16 protein-coding genes and 1 tRNA gene are annotated in these 17,521 nt (G+C 73.7%); 8 read left to right on the forward strand and 9 right to left on the reverse strand.

The genetic code is table 11. The features are described from left to right. The first annotated feature begins 89 nt into the window (after positions 1–89). Both ACFU9A_RS17735 and ACFU9A_RS17740 read left to right on the forward strand, forming a co-directional pair. Complete coding sequence (locus tag ACFU9A_RS17735) at positions 90–806, forward strand: hypothetical protein (protein WP_430576620.1); 717 nt, start codon at positions 90–92, stop codon at positions 804–806. Between the two features lie 115 nt (positions 807–921). Beyond that, entirely contained in the window at positions 922–1,212 is a 291-nt protein-coding gene (locus ACFU9A_RS17740) for a WXG100 family type VII secretion target (protein ID WP_429733705.1), read from the forward strand. A gap of 103 nt (positions 1,213–1,315) precedes the next feature. On the opposite strand, the gene groL is transcribed toward ACFU9A_RS17740, so the two are convergent. From groL to ACFU9A_RS17760, 4 genes are all read right to left on the reverse strand, one after another. After that, positions 1,316–2,941: a chaperonin GroEL gene (gene groL, locus ACFU9A_RS17745; RefSeq protein ID WP_430576621.1), complete on the reverse strand. Its 1,626-nt coding sequence runs from the start codon at positions 2,939–2,941 to the stop codon at positions 1,316–1,318. Between the two features lie 351 nt (positions 2,942–3,292). Continuing rightward, complete coding sequence (locus ACFU9A_RS17750; protein ID WP_430576622.1) at positions 3,293–3,496, reverse strand: cold-shock protein; 204 nt, start codon at positions 3,494–3,496, stop codon at positions 3,293–3,295. Between the two features lie 136 nt (positions 3,497–3,632). Further along, complete coding sequence (locus tag ACFU9A_RS17755; RefSeq protein ID WP_430576623.1) at positions 3,633–4,298, reverse strand: LytR C-terminal domain-containing protein; 666 nt, start codon at positions 4,296–4,298, stop codon at positions 3,633–3,635. A 91-nt stretch (positions 4,299–4,389) separates the two neighbouring features. Next, entirely contained in the window at positions 4,390–4,731 is a 342-nt protein-coding gene (locus ACFU9A_RS17760) for a DUF3263 domain-containing protein (RefSeq protein ID WP_430576624.1), read from the reverse strand. A 141-nt stretch (positions 4,732–4,872) separates the two neighbouring features. Between ACFU9A_RS17760 and ACFU9A_RS17765 the strand changes: the two genes are divergently transcribed. Continuing rightward, positions 4,873–5,523 carry a uracil-DNA glycosylase gene (locus ACFU9A_RS17765; RefSeq protein WP_430576968.1) on the forward strand — a complete coding sequence of 217 codons (651 nt, stop codon included), beginning with the start codon at positions 4,873–4,875 and terminating at the stop codon, positions 5,521–5,523. Between the two features lie 67 nt (positions 5,524–5,590). Next, a complete protein-coding gene (locus ACFU9A_RS17770) occupies positions 5,591–6,490 on the forward strand; it encodes an SGNH/GDSL hydrolase family protein (protein WP_430576625.1) in 900 nt (299 codons plus the stop codon). 86 nt (positions 6,491–6,576) lie between these two features. On the opposite strand, the gene ACFU9A_RS17775 is transcribed toward ACFU9A_RS17770, so the two are convergent. The 3 genes from ACFU9A_RS17775 to ACFU9A_RS17785 form a co-directional block, all read right to left on the reverse strand. After that, positions 6,577–6,652: transfer RNA gene (locus tag ACFU9A_RS17775), tRNA-Thr, on the reverse strand. Between the two features lie 52 nt (positions 6,653–6,704). Next, positions 6,705–7,520, reverse strand: a complete 816-nt coding sequence (locus ACFU9A_RS17780; protein WP_430576626.1) for a DsbA family protein — start codon at positions 7,518–7,520, stop codon at positions 6,705–6,707. A 120-nt stretch (positions 7,521–7,640) separates the two neighbouring features. Beyond that, positions 7,641–9,575 (reverse strand): serine/threonine-protein kinase, encoded by a 1,935-nt coding sequence (locus ACFU9A_RS17785; RefSeq protein ID WP_430576627.1) that lies wholly within the window; start codon positions 9,573–9,575, stop codon positions 7,641–7,643. 254 nt (positions 9,576–9,829) lie between these two features. Between ACFU9A_RS17785 and ACFU9A_RS17790 the strand changes: the two genes are divergently transcribed. From ACFU9A_RS17790 to ACFU9A_RS17805, 4 genes are all read left to right on the forward strand, one after another. After that, the gene (locus tag ACFU9A_RS17790) at positions 9,830–11,293 is read left to right on the forward strand and encodes a trehalose-6-phosphate synthase (RefSeq protein WP_430576628.1); all 1,464 of its coding nucleotides are present in this window, start codon (positions 9,830–9,832) and stop codon (positions 11,291–11,293) included. Between the two features lie 56 nt (positions 11,294–11,349). After that, complete coding sequence (otsB, locus tag ACFU9A_RS17795; RefSeq protein WP_430576629.1) at positions 11,350–12,207, forward strand: trehalose-phosphatase; 858 nt, start codon at positions 11,350–11,352, stop codon at positions 12,205–12,207. A gap of 218 nt (positions 12,208–12,425) precedes the next feature. Beyond that, positions 12,426–13,550 carry an ABC transporter ATP-binding protein gene (locus ACFU9A_RS17800; protein WP_430576630.1) on the forward strand — a complete coding sequence of 375 codons (1,125 nt, stop codon included), beginning with the start codon at positions 12,426–12,428 and terminating at the stop codon, positions 13,548–13,550. Positions 13,551–13,624: 74 nt separating this feature from the next. After that, entirely contained in the window at positions 13,625–14,950 is a 1,326-nt protein-coding gene (locus tag ACFU9A_RS17805; RefSeq protein ID WP_430576631.1) for a DUF4032 domain-containing protein, read from the forward strand. Positions 14,951–15,050: 100 nt separating this feature from the next. On the opposite strand, the gene rlmB is transcribed toward ACFU9A_RS17805, so the two are convergent. Next, entirely contained in the window at positions 15,051–16,043 is a 993-nt protein-coding gene (gene rlmB / locus ACFU9A_RS17810; RefSeq protein WP_430576632.1) for a 23S rRNA (guanosine(2251)-2'-O)-methyltransferase RlmB, read from the reverse strand. A 28-nt stretch (positions 16,044–16,071) separates the two neighbouring features. Then, the gene (gene cysS, locus ACFU9A_RS17815; RefSeq protein ID WP_430576633.1) at positions 16,072–17,496 is read right to left on the reverse strand and encodes a cysteine--tRNA ligase; all 1,425 of its coding nucleotides are present in this window, start codon (positions 17,494–17,496) and stop codon (positions 16,072–16,074) included. Between the last annotated feature and the right edge of the window lie 25 nt (positions 17,497–17,521).

Raw genomic sequence — 17,521 nt, forward strand, 5'->3', positions numbered from 1 at the left:
GACCGCGCTGCGGTGTCGCCGTGCGGTCGTACTCTGGCGAGGAGGACAGTCCGAGTCCGGCGACCGAAGGTCTGATTGCGATGGGCGTCATGAGCGCCGACGCGCCCCAGTGGTTCCTCTCCGCGTTCGTCCGTACCTGCCACGGGGCGGGCGCCACGGCCGACGAGGCGGAGATCCGAGCCGTCGGGGAGGACCTCCTCGAGCGGTGGTCCGCCCCGGACCGGCGCTTCCACAACCTGCGCCACCTGGCCGACGTCCTGCACCGCGTGGACGAGCTGTCCCAGGAGACGCACGAGCCCGACCTCGTGCGGCTCGCGGCCTGGTACCACGGCGCCGTCTTCGACGCGACGCGCAAGGTCGCCCAGGCGACGCAGGGCGGCGAGCAGACCACGGTCAGCGCGAACCTCGCGCGCACGCAGCTCACGGACCTCGGCCTTCCGGCCGTCGCGGTCCAGCGCACCGCGCGCCTCGTCGACTCCATCGACCGCCACAAGCCGCTGCCCGACGACGTCGACTCCGCGGTGCTGAACGACGCCGACCTGGCGATGCTGGCGTCGGAGCCGCAGCGCTACAAGGAGTACATGGCGAACGTACGGGCCGAGTACTCGCACATCCCGCTGGCGGACTACCTCGACGCCCGCATCCGCGTGCTGCAGAAGCTGCTGCAGCGCCCGTCCCTGTACCGCAGCCCGATGGGCGCGGCGTGGGAGGAGCCGGCGCGCCAGAACCTCGACGGCGAGCTGCACCGCCTCCTCAAGGAGCGCCGCCTGCTGCCTCCGGAGACCGTCGCGCCGTCCGCTTCCTGAGCCGGTCCGGCCGGGGCCTTCCACAGCCTGTGGACGACGGCGGCCGCCCGTACCCCACGCTCCGTAGCGTCGTCGTCGGCAACCCCGGTCGGGGTCCGACGACGAAGGAGGACACGTGCGGTACGAGGTCGACAGCGAGCGGGTCGCGCAGGCGAGCGCGGCGGTGAACGGGTCCGTGGCGGCGATCCGCTCCGAGGTGGGGGCGATGATGCGGCACCTGCAGGACCTGCAGTCCAGCTGGCACGGCGGCGCGGCGACGCAGTTCGCCGGCGTCATGGGCCAGTGGCAGGCCACCCAGACCCAGGTCGAGGCGGCGCTCGACGCGGTGACGGCGGCCCTGTCGTCGGCGTCCCGCACCTACGCGGACGCCGAGGCCCAGGCCACCCGGCTCTTCGCCGCCCGCTGACCGGCGAGGCGCCCCGGGACGACGACGGCGGCCGGCCACCCCTCGCGGGGCGACCGGCCGCCGTCGTGCGTCAGCGCGTGGGCGCCGGCTCAGGCTGGCTGGATCAGAAGTCCATGCCGCCCATGCCGCCGTCGCCACCCGGGGCGGCCGCGGCCGGCTCCGGCTTGTCCGCCACGACGGCCTCGGTGGTGAGGAACAGCGCGGCGATCGACGCGGCGTTCTGCAGCGCCGAGCGCGTGACCTTGACCGGGTCGTTGACGCCCGCGGCCAGCAGGTCCTCGTACACGCCGGTCGCGGCGTTGAGGCCGTGACCCGAGGTGAGGTTGCGGACCTTCTCCGCCACGACGCCGCCCTCGAGGCCGGCGTTCACGGCGATCTGCTTGAGCGGGGCGTCGATCGCGGCACGCACGATCTGCGCACCGGTCGCCTCGTCGCCCTCGAGCTCCAGCTTCGGGAACGCGGCGGCACCGGCCTGGATCAGCGCGACGCCACCACCGGCGACGATGCCCTCCTCGACCGCGGCCTTGGCGTTGCGGACGGCGTCCTCGATGCGGTGCTTGCGCTCCTTGAGCTCCACCTCGGTGGCCGCACCGGCCTTGATGACGGCCACGCCGCCGGCCAGCTTGGCGAGGCGCTCCTGCAGCTTCTCGCGGTCGTAGTCGGAGTCCGACTTCTCGATCTCGGAGCGGATCTGGTTGACGCGGCCCGAGATGAGCTCGGCGTCGCCCGCACCCTCGACGATCGTGGTCTCGTCCTTGGTCACGACGACCTTGCGCGCCTGGCCCAGCAGGTCCAGGGTCGCGTTCTCCAGCTTGAGGCCGACGGTCTCGGTGATGACCTGGCCGCCGGTGAGGATCGCGATGTCCTGCAGCATGGCCTTGCGACGGTCGCCGAAGCCCGGGGCCTTGACGGCGACGGACTTGAAGGTGCCGCGGATCTTGTTGAGCACCAGGGTGGCCAGGGCCTCGCCCTCGACGTCCTCGGCGATGATCAGCAGCGAGCGACCGGCCTTCATGACCTGGTCGAGCACCGGCAGCATGTCCTTGACGTTCGAGATCTTCGACTCGACGATCAGGACGTACGGGTCCTCGAGGACGGCCTCCTGGCGCTCCGGGTCCGTCTCGAAGTAGCGGGCGAGGAAGCCCTTGTCGAAGCGCATGCCCTCGGTGAGCTCGAGCTCGAGGCCGAAGGTGTTCGACTCCTCGACGGTGATGACGCCTTCCTTGCCCACCTTGTCGAGGGCCTCGGCGATGAGCTCGCCGATGGAGGTGTCGCCGGCCGAGATGGCGGCCGTGGCGGCGATCTGGTCCTTGGTCTCGATCTCGACCGCGGCGTTGAGCAGCTGCTCGGTGACGGCCTCGACGGCCTTCTCGATGCCGCGCTTGACGGCGATCGGGTTGGCGCCGGCGGCGACGACGCGCAGGCCCTCGCGCACGAGCGCCTGGGCGAGCACGGTGGCGGTGGTGGTGCCGTCACCCGCGACGTCGTCGGTCTTCTTGGCGACCTCCTTGACGAGCTCCGCGCCGATCTTCTCGAACGGGTCCTCGAGCTCGATCTCCTTGGCGATGGAGACACCGTCGTTGGTGATCGTGGGGGCGCCCCACTTCTTGTCCAGGACGACGTTGCGGCCCTTGGGGCCGAGCGTGACCTTGACGGTGTCGGCGAGCTGGTTGAGCCCGCGCTCCATGCTCCGACGAGCTTCCTCGTCGAACGCGATGATCTTGGCCATGGGGACTGATCCTCCGCTGGTGGCTGAGATGGCCGGCCGGTGCCCGCGACGGACGACCCACCCCCGCGGCGTTCAGGTCACGCGCGCACGGAGGGTCTCACCGAACGACCCGAATGCTTCACCCGCGGCCCGAGAGAACGCCGCCCCGGGGGGCGGCTGTCACTCGACGACCGAGAGTGCTAAGCCATTATTGGCACTCTCGGGTGGCGAGTGCAAGACGTTCGCCGAGGGCGTGCAACGCCCCGGGCACGACGAAGGCCGGCGCCCCGTCCGCGTCCCTGCGGTCGGTGGCGCCGGCCTTTCGTGCGGTGACCTGCGCGAGGTGTCCCCCGTGTCGGCCTGCCCGCGAGGTCAGAGCGGGCGGACCTGCTCGGCCTGCGGACCCTTCTGCCCCTGTCCGACCTCGAACTCGACGCTCTGTCCTTCGTCCAGGCTGCGGTAGCCGTCGCTCTGGATGGCGCTGTAGTGGACGAACAGGTCCTGCCCGCCTGCGGTCGGGGTGATGAACCCGTACCCCTTCTCCGAGTTGAACCACTTGACGGTGCCCTGGGCCATGAACTTCTCCTTGTGCTGCTCGGCCGCAGGGCAGGCACCCCACGGTGAGGGGGAGCCTAGTAGCGGCCGCCGAGGCAAGGGAAGCACCGATGTCCGGAATGTCGGCATCCGAGGTGTCGGCACCCAGGGCGGCGCGTCAGCCGACCGGGGTCTTGAGCACCACCCACACGGCCTCGGGGCTCGCGGAGACGTCGTCCGACTCCTGCACGTTCGCCGGGTCGACGCCGAGCGCGTCGGCGACGGCGCTGGCGGTGTCCGCGCGGTCCGCGCCGTACAGGACGGTGCTGTCGTCGTACGCCCCCGCCAGCGCGTCCGGCACGTTCGCCGCCGCGACGTCGGTGAAGCCCTTGGTCGTGAGGGCGCCCTGGCCCGCGGCCGCCTGGCCGCCGCCCGCGCCGTCGTTGAACACGAGGACCGGCGCCTCGAGGTTCGCCGACGACGGGTCGCCGGGCAGCTCGGTGGCGGCGTCGGACTCGCCGTCGGCGGGCTCGTCCTCCGCCGGCTCGTCGCTCGCGTCGTCCGCCGGAGCGTCCTCGGCCTCGGCGTCCTTCGACTCGCTCGCCTTCGGCTCGTCGGCGCCGGCCCCGGCGGTCTGCTCCGCCGCGGGCGGCGTCTTGGGGCCGCCGTCGGACAGGAACGACACGACGCCGACGGCGATCCCGGCGAAGATGACGGCGACCAGCAGGAACGGCCACACCGAGCTCCACCCGCTCCGCGGCTCACGATGCACGCCGACCGGAGTGCCCTCGGGCCCGCGGACGTCGAACTCGTCGGGCGGGTAGGAGTAATGGCTCTTGCTCACGGCGGACAGGGTAGCCGTTCCGGGCGCCCGCCCGTCCAGGGCGCTCCCAGCAACTCGCTGGCCTGCCCCTGCACGTGCGAGCGGTGCGTCGTCAGCCCTGGCCGTCGGACAGGCGCCGCGCCGAGCGGGCCCGCTGGCGCGTGGAGCGCATGCGCCGCAGCCGCTTGACGAGCATCGGGTCGTGCGCGAGGGCGGCGGGCGAGTCGATGAGGGCGTTCAGCACCTGGTAGTAGCGCGTCGCGGACAGCCCGAAGAGCTCGCGCACCGCCTGCTCCTTCGCCCCGGCGTACTTCCACCACTGCCGCTCGAAGGCGAGGATCTCGCGGTCGCGGTCGGTGAGGTCGCCCTCGGCCGGCGTCGCGGCCTGCTCGGCCGCCGTCGTGCCCGACGCCTCCGGGTCCGGCTGGACCTCTTGGACCAGGATCTCGCTCATGGCGTCCCAGTATGGCGCCTCCGCCCCACGTCCCCGACGACGTCGCCCCGCGCGCCGCGATCCCGCGACCGGGTGCGCTAGCGTCGCGGCGTGGAGACAGATCTGGAGACGACGAGCACCCGGCCGCCCCTCGACCAGGTCATGGCCCCCGACTGGGCGGCGGCGCTGGCCGACGTCGAGCCGCAGGTCCACGCCATGGGCGACTTCCTGCGCGCGGAGGTCGCGGCGGGCCGCACGTACCTGCCGGAGGGGCCGAACATCTTCGCGGCGTTCTCGCGCCCCCTCGCGGACGTGCGCGTCCTCGTCGTCGGGCAGGACCCGTACCCCACGCCCGGGCACCCGATGGGCCTGTCCTTCTCGGTCCAGCCGCAGGTGCGGCCGGTGCCCAAGTCGCTGGTGAACATCTACACGGAGCTCGCCGAGGACGTCGGCGTCCCCACGCCGTCGAACGGTGACCTGCGCCCCTGGGCCGACCAGGGCGTCATGCTGCTCAACCGCGTGCTCACCGTGCGGCCCGGCACCCCCGCCTCGCACCGCGGGAAGGGCTGGGAGCAGGTCACCGAGGCCGCGATCAAGGCGCTCGTCGCGCGGGGCGGCCCGCTCGTCGCGATCCTCTGGGGGCGGGACGCCGCGTCGCTCAAGCCCTGGCTGGGCGACGTCCCCACCGTGGAGAGCGCCCACCCCAGCCCGCTGTCCGCGTACCGCGGCTTCTTCGGGTCGCGACCGTTCTCCCGGGTCAACGCGCTGCTCGAGGCCCAGGGCGGGGCGCCCGTGGACTGGCGCCTGGCCTGACCGGGCGCTCCCCCGCGGCGCCGCCCACGCCGTCGCCCCGAGCACCCGCCGCGCGCGGAGGGGCACAATGGCGGACGTGACCACGCAGGCACCCACCACGAACCCTGACGGCACGACCCCCCGGACGAGCGCCCCCACGTGGGCGCGGTACGTCGCGATCGGCGACTCGTTCACCGAGGGGCTGTGGGACCCCTACCCGTTCGACGACGGCTCCCCCGCCCCCGCCGGCACGGAGTCCGCGGCGAAGCAGCGCGGCTGGGCCGACCGCCTCGCCGACGCCCTCGCCGCCCGGCGCGCCGCCGCCGGCGAGACGTTCGAGTACGCGAACCTCGCGATCCGTGGGCGGCTGCTGCGCCACATCCTGGACGAGCAGGTGGACGTCGCCCTGGCGATGCAGCCCGACCTGGTCTCCTTCGTCGGCGGCGGCAACGACATCCTGCGCCCGCAGGCCGACGTCGACGTGCTCTCCGCCCGCCTGGAGCAGGGCGTCGCGAAGGTCCGCGCGACGGGAGCCGACGTGCTGCTCGGCACGGGGTTCAAGGCGGGGGCCGGCCTGAGCTGGACCCGTGGGCGCGTGGGCCAGTACAACGCCAACATCTGGACCATCGCCCGCAAGCACGGCGCGCACGTGCTCGACCTGTGGGGCCTCGACCCGCTGTTCGACCTGCGCATGTGGTCCGACGACCGCATCCATCTCACCCCGGAGGGCCACCGCCGCGTCGCGGACGCCGGCCTGGTCGGCCTCGGCCTCGAGCCCGACGACGCCGACTACGGCGTCGCGCTCGACCCCCTGCCGCCGCAGGCGTTCGTGGAGCGGGCGCGCGCCAACGCGCAGTGGGCGCGCACGCACGTCGTGCCGTGGGTGCAGCGCCGCATCCGGCACACGTCCAGCGGCGACGGCCGGCCCCCCAAGTGGGCCGAGCCCACGCCGTGGCCGACCGCCGGTGCCGCCGACGACGCCCGCTGACGGCGCGTCCCGACGCGGAGGAACGACGAAGGGGCGGACCCACCGGGTCCGCCCCTTCGTCGTGCCCGGCCGTCGCACCGGGCGGATGGAGCCGCCTGTCGGATTCGAACCGACGACCTTCCGTTTACAAGACGGGAGCTCTACCAGCTGAGCTAAGGCGGCGGGAGCGCGGCACAGCCTACCGGGAGGGGCAGGCCGCGCCGCGCGCCACGTGTCAGCCCTTGGCGGCCGCGTCCACGGCCTGCTGGAGGGCGGACGGGTCGTTCCAGTTCGACACGACGGTGTCGTCGACCAGCACGTACGGGGTGCCGGTGAAGCCCTCGTTCTTCTGGATCTCCGTCGTGGCCGAGAAGACGTACTGCCCGAAGGTCTCGCGCGCGGTGCCGTCCTCGATGGCCTTCGCCACGTCCGCGGGCGCACCGGCGTCCTCGGCGTAGCCCGCGAGCTGCTCGTCCGTCAGCCCCTGGGTGTTCTCCGCCGGCTGGTTCGTGAAGAGCGCCGCGTGGAACGCGGGGAACGCCTCGGGCGCCTGGTCGGCCACGTAGGCCGCCGCGGACGCCGAGCGGGTCGAGTACTCGGTGCCCTGCGACGCGCGGTCGAGGATCGAGATCGGGTGGTAGACGACGGTCGCGTCGCCGGCCGCCACCATCTCGTCGATGGTGTCCGCGTTGGTCTGCTCGAACTGGCCGCAGACGGGGCACATGTAGTCGAGGTAGACGTCGATCACGGGCGCGTCCGCGTTCTCCGTGCCGGCCGCGCCGTCCTTGCCGACCGGGATGCCGCCGTCGGGCTGCGCCGTCGAGGGCATCGTGACGTTCGCCAGGGGGACGTCGTCGACGTTCTTCTTCGCGCCCTGCTGCAGGATCACCCACACCACGACACCGAGGGCGACGAGCGCGACGGCGAGCACGGAGAGGGTGATGATCCGGTTGCGGCGGTCGCGCTGCTGCTCCTTCTCGCGGAGGGCGAGCGCCTCGGCGCGGGCGGCGTCGCGGCGCTCGGCCTTCGACATGTTCGGGTTCTTCGACATCGTGTCCTCGAGGTCCTCGGGGGATCGGGGCGGCGGCGCGGCAGCGCCGGACGGGGCGAAGCCTACCCGCGCCACCTGGGCACCCACCGGGGAGCGGCGCAGGTCAGCGAGCGGTCCTCGTCACAGCACCACGGGCGGGCCGGTCAGGGGCCACCAGTCGATGGTCGGGCTGCCGAGCACGGGGGCGAGGAGCAGCGCGGTGGCCGCCAGGCAGACCCCCACCAGCACGGCGGCCCCGATCTTCCCCGGCGCGATCCGGGCCAGGAGGGTGCGACCGCCCTCGCGCGCGGTGCCGCCGGCGGGTCCGAACCAGGTGGCCAGCAGCGCGACGACCATCACGCCCGCCAGGACGCCGTTGAACACGACGTCCTCGTTCATCCCGCCCTGGGAGCGTGCCTCCAGGTCGGCGCGCGGCAGCACGATGAGGTGCCCCGCGCCGAACAGCCACCAGCCGGCCAGCAGTGTCAGCAGCCCGGCGCACGCGCCGACGAGCACCGCGGGGACCGCTCCGAGCACGCCCATGAACGCGTGCCACGGGAACAGCAGCGTGCCGACCACGCCGTCCGAGCCGCGGACGCCCTTGTGCTCACGGCGCCGGTGCAGCGCGTCGCCCGACGTCGCGACCGTGCGGCACGCGAGCACCAGCACGACGAGGGCGGCGAAGCCGATCAGGGGCCGGGTGGCCGCGAGCGCCACGAACACCAGCCCGACGGCGAACGCGGAGCCCGAGCGCTTGGGGTGCACGGGCCGCACGTAGGGCCCGGGCGGCTCGGGGGCGAGGGGCATCTCCTCGACGAGCTGGTCGTACCCCTTGTAGCGGACGTCGCCGACGGGGATGGCGCGGGTCGCGCCGTCCTGGGCCTGGAGGCGGTCGCGCTCGAGGGCCGTCATCGTCTGGGTGGGGTCCTCGGGGTCGAGCGACTCCGGCGCGACGGCGACCGCACCGGTGGCGGCCGGCGGCGGGGGCGGCGGCGGGACCGCGGGGACGGCGCCGGTCGAGGCGGGGGCGAACGAAGCGGGCGGTGCGGCCGGCGCGGGCGGGTCCGCGGCCGCCACGACCTGCGTGGGCAGCCCCACCCTCTGGGTCTCGGCCGACTGCGCGATCCGTTGCGTGGCGTCGGGAGAGGCCCACGGGTCCGGTGCGCCGCCCAGGGCGTCGTCGAGGTCGCGGCGCAGCGCCTTCGCCACCTCGGTGGGTCCCCAGCGCAGGGCGGGGTCGGCCTGGAGCGCGCCGGCGAGCGCCCGCGCGGTGCGGGCGGGCACGCCGACCAGGTCGGGCCGCCCCTCCCGGGAGCGGCGCAGCACGAGCTCGGTGGGCCGCACGCCGAACGGCGAGCGGCCGGTCGCGGCGAACGCGAGGAGCGCGGCCCAGCTCCACCAGTCGGTCTCGGCGACGGGCGCGCCGCCGTCGAGCAGCTCCGGGGCGATGTAGCCGGGCGTGCCCATGACGAAGCCGGCGGACGTGGTCCGGGCGTCGCCGGGGCCCTGCGCGATGCCGAAGTCGATCAGCACGGGGCCCTGGGCGGTGATCATGACGTTGGACGGCTTGAGGTCGCGGTGCACGACGCCGGCGTCGTGCACGGCCTCCAGCGCGTCGGCGAGCTGGTCGGCCAGGGAGAAGACGTCGGCGGCGTCGAGCGGGCCGCGCTCGTCGACCTCCTCCTCCAGCGTCACGCCGTCCACCAGCTCGGTCACGACGAACGCGTACGGGCCCTCGAGCTCGGCGTCGAGCACCTGCGCGACGGCGGGGTGGCGCAGGCGCTGCAGGGACGCGGCCTCGCGCCGCAGCCGCTCGCGGCCGGCGGGGTCGGCGTCGACGTGCGCGTGCAGCACCTTGAGCGCGACGGCGTTCCCGCCGCCGTCGACGGCCTCGTAGACCGCGCCCATCGCGCCGCTGCCGAGCGGCCGCACGACGGTGTACCCGCCGACCTCGGCGCCCTCGGCGAGGCCGCCGTCGCGGGTCCGCCGCACGGCGGGGGCAGCGGGCGGCGGGGCCGACGACGCACCCGGCACCGGGGCCCGCCCCGGGACCTGCATCTCGTCGACCTCTCCCATGGGCCACACCGTAGTCGTCCCGCCATCCCCCGGCGCGCCGTGCCGCGCGGGTCCCGGGCAGGTTCCGGGCAGGTCGCGGGGCCTCGCGCCCGCGGTCGCCGCGGCGGTCCGGTGGCGGTCCCGTGGCGGTGCCGTGGCGGACGAGGTCCGGTCCCGTCGGGGGCGCAGCGGGGCGAGGCGAGGACCGTCTCGGTACCCTGTCCCTCGGGGGCGTTGTTCGACGCAGTGCTACCGAATCCTTGGAGAGAGGTCCGTTGACAGGCAAAGGATCGTCAAGCAGCCATCACGGGGACGACGGTTACGACCTCGTCGTCGTCGCCAACCGGCTCCCGGTCGACTTCACCGTCGACGCCGACGGAGAGGTGGACTGGCAGCGTTCGCCCGGAGGGCTGGTCACCGCCCTCGAGCCCGTGATGCGGGAGGCGGAGGGCGCGTGGGTCGGCTGGTCCGGCGCCCCGGACCTCGAGCACGAGCCGTTCGAGGCCGACGGCATGCTGCTGGTGCCGGTCACGCTCAGCGCCCCGGAGATCGAGCGGTACTACGAGGGGTTCTCCAACGACACCCTCTGGCCGCTGTACCACGACGTCATCTCGCCGCCCACCTACCACCGCCAGTGGTGGGACGCGTACCGCCGGGTCAACCGCCGGTTCGCGGAGGCCGCGGCCGCGCAGGCGGCGAAGAACGCCGTCGTGTGGGTGCACGACTACCAGCTCCAGCTGGTGCCCAAGATGCTCCGCGAGCTGCGGCCCGACCTGCGCATCGGCTTCTTCGACCACATCCCGTTCCCCGCGGTCGAGCTGTTCCAGCAGCTGCCGTGGCGCACGCAGATCGTCGAGGGCCTGCTCGGCGCCGATCTCATCGGCTTCCAGCGCGGCGGCGACGCGTCGAACTTCGTGCGGTCGGTGCGCCGGCTCACCAAGCACACCACCCGCGGTCCGATCATCACCGTGGCGGACGAGGACGGCGGCCCCTCGCGGCACGTGCGGGCGGCCGCGTTCCCGATCTCGATCGACTCCCACCACTTCGACGCGCTCGCCCGCGAGCCGGAGGTGCAGGCGCGGGCGAAGGAGATCCGCGCCGACCTGGGGGACCCGCAGATCATGATGCTGGGCGTCGACCGCCTCGACTACACCAAGGGCATCCGGCACCGCATCAAGGCGTACGGGGAGCTGCTGCAGGACGGCCGCCTCGACGTCGAGCACGCCACGCTGGTGCAGGTGGCCAGCCCCAGCCGCGAGAACGTGGGCGCCTACCAGGACCTGCGCGAGCACGTCGAGGGACTCGTGGGCCGCATCAACGGCGAGTTCGGCGAGCTCGGGCACTCGGCCATCCACTACCTCCACCACTCCTACCCGCCCGACGAGATGGCCGCCCTGTACCTCGCGGCCGACGTCATGCTCGTGACGTCCCTGCGCGACGGCATGAACCTCGTGGCGAAGGAGTACATCGCGGCGCGGTCGGACGAGCAGGGCGTGCTGGTGCTCAGCGAGTTCACGGGCGCGGCCGACGAGCTCGCCCCTGGGCCGCTCCTGGTCAACCCGCACGACATCGACGGCATGAAGGACACCATCGTGGCCGCCGCCCACATGCCGCCGCGGGAGCAGCGCCGCCGCATGCGCCGGCTGCGGCGCAAGGTGATGGCCGACGACGTCGCCAAGTGGTCCCAGACGTTCCTCGGCGTGCTCACCGCCATGCCGCCGCGGAGCAGCCACGGGTGAACGGGACCTCGGAGAACGGGACCTCGGAGAACGAGCCCATGGGGAACGAGCCGCGGGTGGACGAGCCACCGGTGCCCGGCGCGCACGACGACGCCCTCGCCGCGGTGCTCGCGTTCGCGGGCCCGCCCGACCTGGCGACGCGGCGGTGCGTACGGCTGGTCGCGCTGGACTTCGACGGGACGCTGGCGCCGCTGGTCGACGACCCGTCGGCGTCGGCCATGACGCCCGCCGCGCGGGCCGCGGTGGACCGGCTCGCCGGCCTCGCCGCCCGGCCGGCCGCGGGCGACGGCGACGAGCTGCAACTCGCGCTCGTCTCCGGCCGCAACCTCACGGACCTGGCCGCCCGCTCGGGGGTGCCCGCCGGCACCTACCTCGTGGGCAGCCACGGCGCGGAGACCGGCCGGGTCACCGCGCACGGCGTCGACGCCGTGCCGCTCCAGCTCACGTCCGAGCAGCAGGAGGCCCTCGGGCGCCTGCGCGAGGGGCTGCAGGACGCCGTCGACGGCCGGCGCGGCGCCTGGGTGCAGGACAAGCCGAGCGCCGCCGTCCTGCACACCCGGCTGAGCGACCCGGAGGACGCGCGCGCCGCGGTCGCCGACGCGGACGCCGTGGCCCGGCGGCTCGGCCTGCACGCCATGCACGGCAAGGACGTCGTCGAGATCGCCGTCGTGCACACCTCCAAGGGGATCGCCGTCGACCGGCTGCGCGAGCAGCTGGAGGAGGCCGACGACGTCCGCGCGCTGGTGCTCTACGCCGGCGACGACACCACGGACGAGGCCGCGTTCGCGGTGCTCGGGCCGGACGACCTCGGCGTCAAGGTGGGCCCCGGACCCACCGTCGCCGGGCACCGGGTCGCGGACGCGGACGCGCTGGCGGCCCTCCTCGAGCGCCTCGCCGACGCCCTCGACGGCTGACCGGCCGGGGTCCGTGGGTCGCTGACCTGGGACGTGTCATGGGTCACGTCCGGGGCATGTACGATCATCGCGGCGCACCGGGTCCCAGCCCTCCGGGCAGGGCTCGCGCGCAGGACAACAGAATGTGTCACCGCCGACACGCCTTTCGTGAAAGCGCTACGGCACCCACCCACAACGGATCGTCCGGCACGTACCTGCCGGTGGAGAGGGAAGCAACCATGGCTACGGTCACTTTCGACCACGCGACGCGCGTCTACCCGGGCACCGAGCGCCCGGCTGTCGACCAGCTCAACCTGCACGTCGAGGACGGCGAGTTCCTCGTCCTCGTGGGCCCCTCGGGCTGCGGCAAGTCCACCTCGCTGCGCATGCTCGCCGGCCTGGAGGACGTCAACGGTGGCAGCATCCTCATCGGCGACCGCGACGTCACGGACGTCCAGCCGAAGGACCGCGACATCGCGATGGTGTTCCAGAACTACGCGCTCTACCCCCACATGTCCGTCGCGGACAACATGGGCTTCGCGCTGAAGATCGCCGGCACCCCCAAGGCCGAGATCCGCCAGCGCGTCGAGGAGGCCGCGAAGATCCTCGACCTCACCGAGTACCTGGACCGCAAGCCGAAGGCGCTCTCCGGTGGTCAGCGTCAGCGTGTCGCCATGGGCCGCGCCATCGTGCGCCAGCCGCAGGTGTTCCTCATGGACGAGCCGCTGTCGAACCTCGACGCCAAGCTCCGCGTCCAGACCCGTACGCAGATCGCGTCGCTCCAGCGTCGCCTCGGCGTCACGACCGTGTACGTCACGCACGACCAGACCGAGGCGCTGACCATGGGCGACCGCATCGCGGTCCTCAAGAGCGGTCTGCTGCAGCAGGTCGGCACGCCGCGCGAGATGTACGACACGCCGGCCAACGTCTTCGTCGCGGGCTTCATCGGCTCGCCGGCGATGAACATCGCCACCTTCAAGGTGGACGACGGTGTGGCGCACGTCGGCCCCGCCCGCGTGCCCCTGGAGCGCGAGGTCGTGTCGCAGCTCACCGAGGCCGACGGCGGCAAGGTCACCATCGGCTTCCGCCCGGAGTCGCTCGACATCGTCTCCGAGGCCGACAGCAACGCGATCCCGGTCCTCGTGAACCTCGTCGAGGAGCTCGGCTCCGACGCGTTCGTCTACGGCACCCTCGTCGGCGAGTTCGCCGAGGACGCCGAGGTCCGTTCGGGCGCCGGCGAGAACCAGGTCATCGTGCGCATCGACCCGCGCGACGTCCCGATGAAGGGCGACAAGATCCACGTCGCCATCAAGCCGGGCAAGGCGCACGTCTTCTCGGCCGCCACGGGCAACCGCCTGGGCTGACCCGCGTCAGACGAAGGGCGGGTCCGGCTGCTGCCGGGCCCGCCCTTCGTCTACGCTGACATGCGCTCGTCGTCATGGCGGGTGCTCTCGAGGTGGGGATGACCGTGGAGACCGAACAGCTGCAGATCACGTCGGCGACGCCGGACTCCGCGCTGCTCGACCTGCCGTGGCGCACCCCGCTGGCCGAGTGGCCGGCGGACGTCCTGGCCGCGCTCCCCCGCGGTATCTCGCGGCACGTCGTGCGGTTCGTGCGCCTCGACGGCCGCGTGCTCGCCATCAAGGAGATCAGCGAGTCCGTCGCGTTCCGCGAGTACGAGCTGCTGCGCCAGCTGCGCAAGCTCGAGATCCCGTCCGTGCGGCCGGTGGGCGTCGTCACCGGGCGGCGCGACGACGCCGGGGAGCCGCTCGAGGCGGCTCTCGTCACCGAGCACCTGGCCTTCTCCCTGCCCTATCGCGCGGTTTTCAGCCAGGCCCTGCGTCCCGACACCGCGTCGCGCCTCATCGACGCGCTCGCCGTCCTGCTGGTGCGCGTGCACCTCGTCGGCTTCTACTGGGGCGACGTCTCCCTGTCGAACACGCTGTTCCGGCGCGACGCCCACCAGTTCGCGGCCTACCTGGTCGACGCCGAGACGGGCGACCTGCACCGCGAGCTGTCCCGCGGCCAGCGCGAGTACGACGTCGACCTGGCCCGCACCAACATCATCGGCGAGCTGATGGACCTCGCGGCGGGCGAGCTGCTCGACGCCGAGGTGGACGAGCTCGCCATCGGCGACGCCCTCGTCTCCCGGTACACCGAGCTGTGGGAGGCCCTGACCGGCGTGGAGTCGTTCGGCGCCGACGAGCGCTGGCGGGTCGCGGCCCGGATCGACCGGCTCAACGACCTCGGCTTCGACGTGGGCGAGCTGTCCATCACCACCGACATCGACGGCACCACGGTGCGCATCCAGCCGCAGGTGGTCGACGCCGGCCACCACTCGCGCCGCCTGTTCCGCCTCACCGGCCTCGACGTCCAGGACAACCAGGCCCGCCGGCTGCTCAACGACCTCGACTCCTACGTGGCCGCCACGGACCGCCAGGAGGACGACCCGCAGATGGTCGCGCACGACTGGTCGCAGAACGTCTTCCAGCCGACCATCCGCGCCGTCCCCCGCGAGCTGCGCCGCAAGCTGGAACCCGCCCAGCTGTTCCACGAGATCCTCGACCACCGCTGGTTCATCTCGGAGCAGGCCGGGCGCGACGTCCCCATGCCCGAGGCCACGGCGTCGTACGTCGAGAACGTGCTGCGCCACCGCCCCGACGAGAAGGCCATCCTCGGCGCCCCTCCGGGGGAGCAGGACGCCGACGTCGACACCGGCCCGGAGGGCGCCCCCGAGGACGACCACTTCCACCTCTCGACCTGACGCGGGACGGAGCGAGGCCCCGCGCGGTCGTGGCCTGGGCCACGACCGCGCGGGGCCTCGTCCCCTGCGCAGTGCCCGCCCTCGCTCGGCGGGCGGCACCTCACTCGGCGGCGGTGCGACGCGCCTGCGCCACCTCGTACAGCGTGATCCCCGCGGCGACGCCGGCGTTCAGCGACTCGACGTCGGACGAGATGGGGATCGACGCGACGGCGTCGCAGGTCTCGCGCACGAGCCGGGAGAGGCCGTGCCCCTCGGAGCCGACGACGAGGACCAGCGGGTCCGTGGCGAAGGCGAGGTCGCGCACCTCGGTGTCGCCGCCGGCGTCGAGCCCGACGACGAAGGCGCCGGACTTCTTGAGGTCGGTGAGGGCGCGGGACAGGTTGGTGACCTTGGCGACGGGCACGCGGGCCGCCGCGCCGGCGGACACCTTCCAGGCGGAGGCCGTGACGCCGGCGGAGCGGCGCGACGGGACGATGACGCCGTGCGCGCCGAACGCCCCCGCGGAGCGCAGCACGGCGCCGAGGTTGCGGGGGTCGGTCACGCCGTCGAGCGCGACGATCAGCGGCGCCTGCCCGGCCTGCGCGGCGGCGTCGAGCAGGTCGTCGACGTCGGCGTAGTCGTACGGCGGCACCTGCGCGGCGACGCCCTGGTGCACCGAGCCCTCGGTGAGGTGGTCGAGCTCGGTGCGCGACACCTCGAGCAGCTGCACGGACCGGGTCGAGGCCAGCTCGAGGATCTCGCGGGTGCGGTCGTCGTGGTCGATCCGCGCGGCGAGGTGCACCGCGGTGACGGGGACGTCGGTGCGCAGCGCCTCGAGCACGGCGTTGCGGCCGGCCACGACCTCCGCACCGCCCGTGGGGCGGCGGGTGCCGCGCACGACGCCCTTGCTCGCGCCCCGCTGCGTCTCCACGGCCTCGCGCTTCTCCGCGGCCGCCTTCCGCTTGTGCGCGGGGTGGTAGGTGCGGTCCTCCGCCTTCGGCGTCGGTCCCTTGCCCTCGAGCGACTTGCGCCCGTGGCCGCCGGTGCCGACCTGCGCGCCCTTCTTGCTGCCGGCCTTGCGGACGGCGCCGGGGCGCCGGGTGTTGCCTGCCATGGTGTCTCTTCTCAGGGTGGTCGAGCGGTCAGTCGGTCAGCGTCCAGCGGGCGCCGTCGGCGGAGTCCTGCACGACGACCCCCGCCGCCGCGAGGCGGTCGCGGATGGCGTCGCTGGCGGCCCAGTCCTTCGCGGCCCGGGCCGCGGTCCGGGCGTCGAGCTCCGCGGCGACGAGCGAGTCGAGCGCGGTGCGGGCCTTGGTGTCGCCGGCGCCGTCGGCCCACTGCGGGTCGGCGGGGTCGAGGCCGAGGATGTCGAGCATGCCGCGCAGGGCGACGAGCTCGGCCCGGGCGGCCGCGTCGTCACGCGACGCCAGCGCGCTGTTGCCGGCGCGCAGGTGCTCGTGCACGACGGCGAGCGCCGCGGGCACGTTGAGGTCGTCGTCCATGGCCTCGACGAACGCCGACGGGAGGTCGACTTTCGCGACCTCGTCCGCCGTCACCGCGCCGACGCGCTCGGTGGCGCGCTCCACGAACCCGGAGAGGCGCTCCCAGGTGGCGCGCGCCTCGTCGAGGGTGTCGGGCGACCACTCGAGCATCGACCGGTACTGCACGGCGGCGAGCGCGTAGCGGATCACGGGCGCGGGCGCCTGGGCGAGCAGCTCGGTGACGAGGAGGCCGTTGCCGAGCGACTTGCTCATCTTGACGCCCTGCTGGGTGACCCAGGCGCAGTGCATCCAGCGCTGCGCGAAGCCGTACCCGGCGGCGCGCGACTGGGCCTGCTCGTTCTCGTGGTGCGGGAACCGCAGGTCCAGGCCGCCGCCGTGGATGTCGAACGCGTCGCCCAGGTAGCGGCGCGCCATCGCGGAGCACTCGAGGTGCCAGCCGGGGCGGCCCCGGCCGAACGGGGTGTCCCACGACGCCGTGTCGGGCTCGCCCGGCTTCGGCGCCTTCCAGAGCGCGAAGTCGTGCGGGTCGCGCTTGGCGGACGCCGCGCCGTCGTCGCCCGTGGGCTCGGGGTTGAGGTCCTCCAGCCGCTGCCGGGTCAGCTCGCCGTAGGCGGGCCACGACCGCACGTCGAACCAGACGTCGCCGGGGCCGGTGGCGTACGCGTGGCCGCGGTCCACGAGGCGCTGCATCAGCTCCGCCATGTCGAGCACGTGGCCCGTGGCCCGCGGCTCGTAGGTGGGCGGCAGGACGCCGAGGGCGTCGTAGGCGCGCGTGAACAGGCGCTCGTGGGTGGCGGCGTGCGCCCACCACTCGACGCCGGCGGCCGCGGCCTTCGCGAGGATCTTGTCCTCGATGTCGGTGACGTTGCGGATGAGCGTGACGCGCAGGCCCGAGCGCTCCAGCCAGCGACGCAGGACGTCGAAGGCGATCACGGGGCGCAGGTGGCCGATGTGGGGCGGGGCCTGGACGGTGGCGCCACACAGGTAGATGCCGACCTCGCCCGGGGTCAGGGGGACGAAGTCGCGCACGTCGCGCGTCGCGGTGTCGTACAGGCGAAGGCTCACCGGTCCAGGGTACCGGCCGGACCTG

This window comes from Isoptericola sp. NPDC057653 (assembly GCF_042799955.1).
In the GTDB taxonomy this organism is placed as follows: domain Bacteria; phylum Actinomycetota; class Actinomycetes; order Actinomycetales; family Cellulomonadaceae; genus Isoptericola.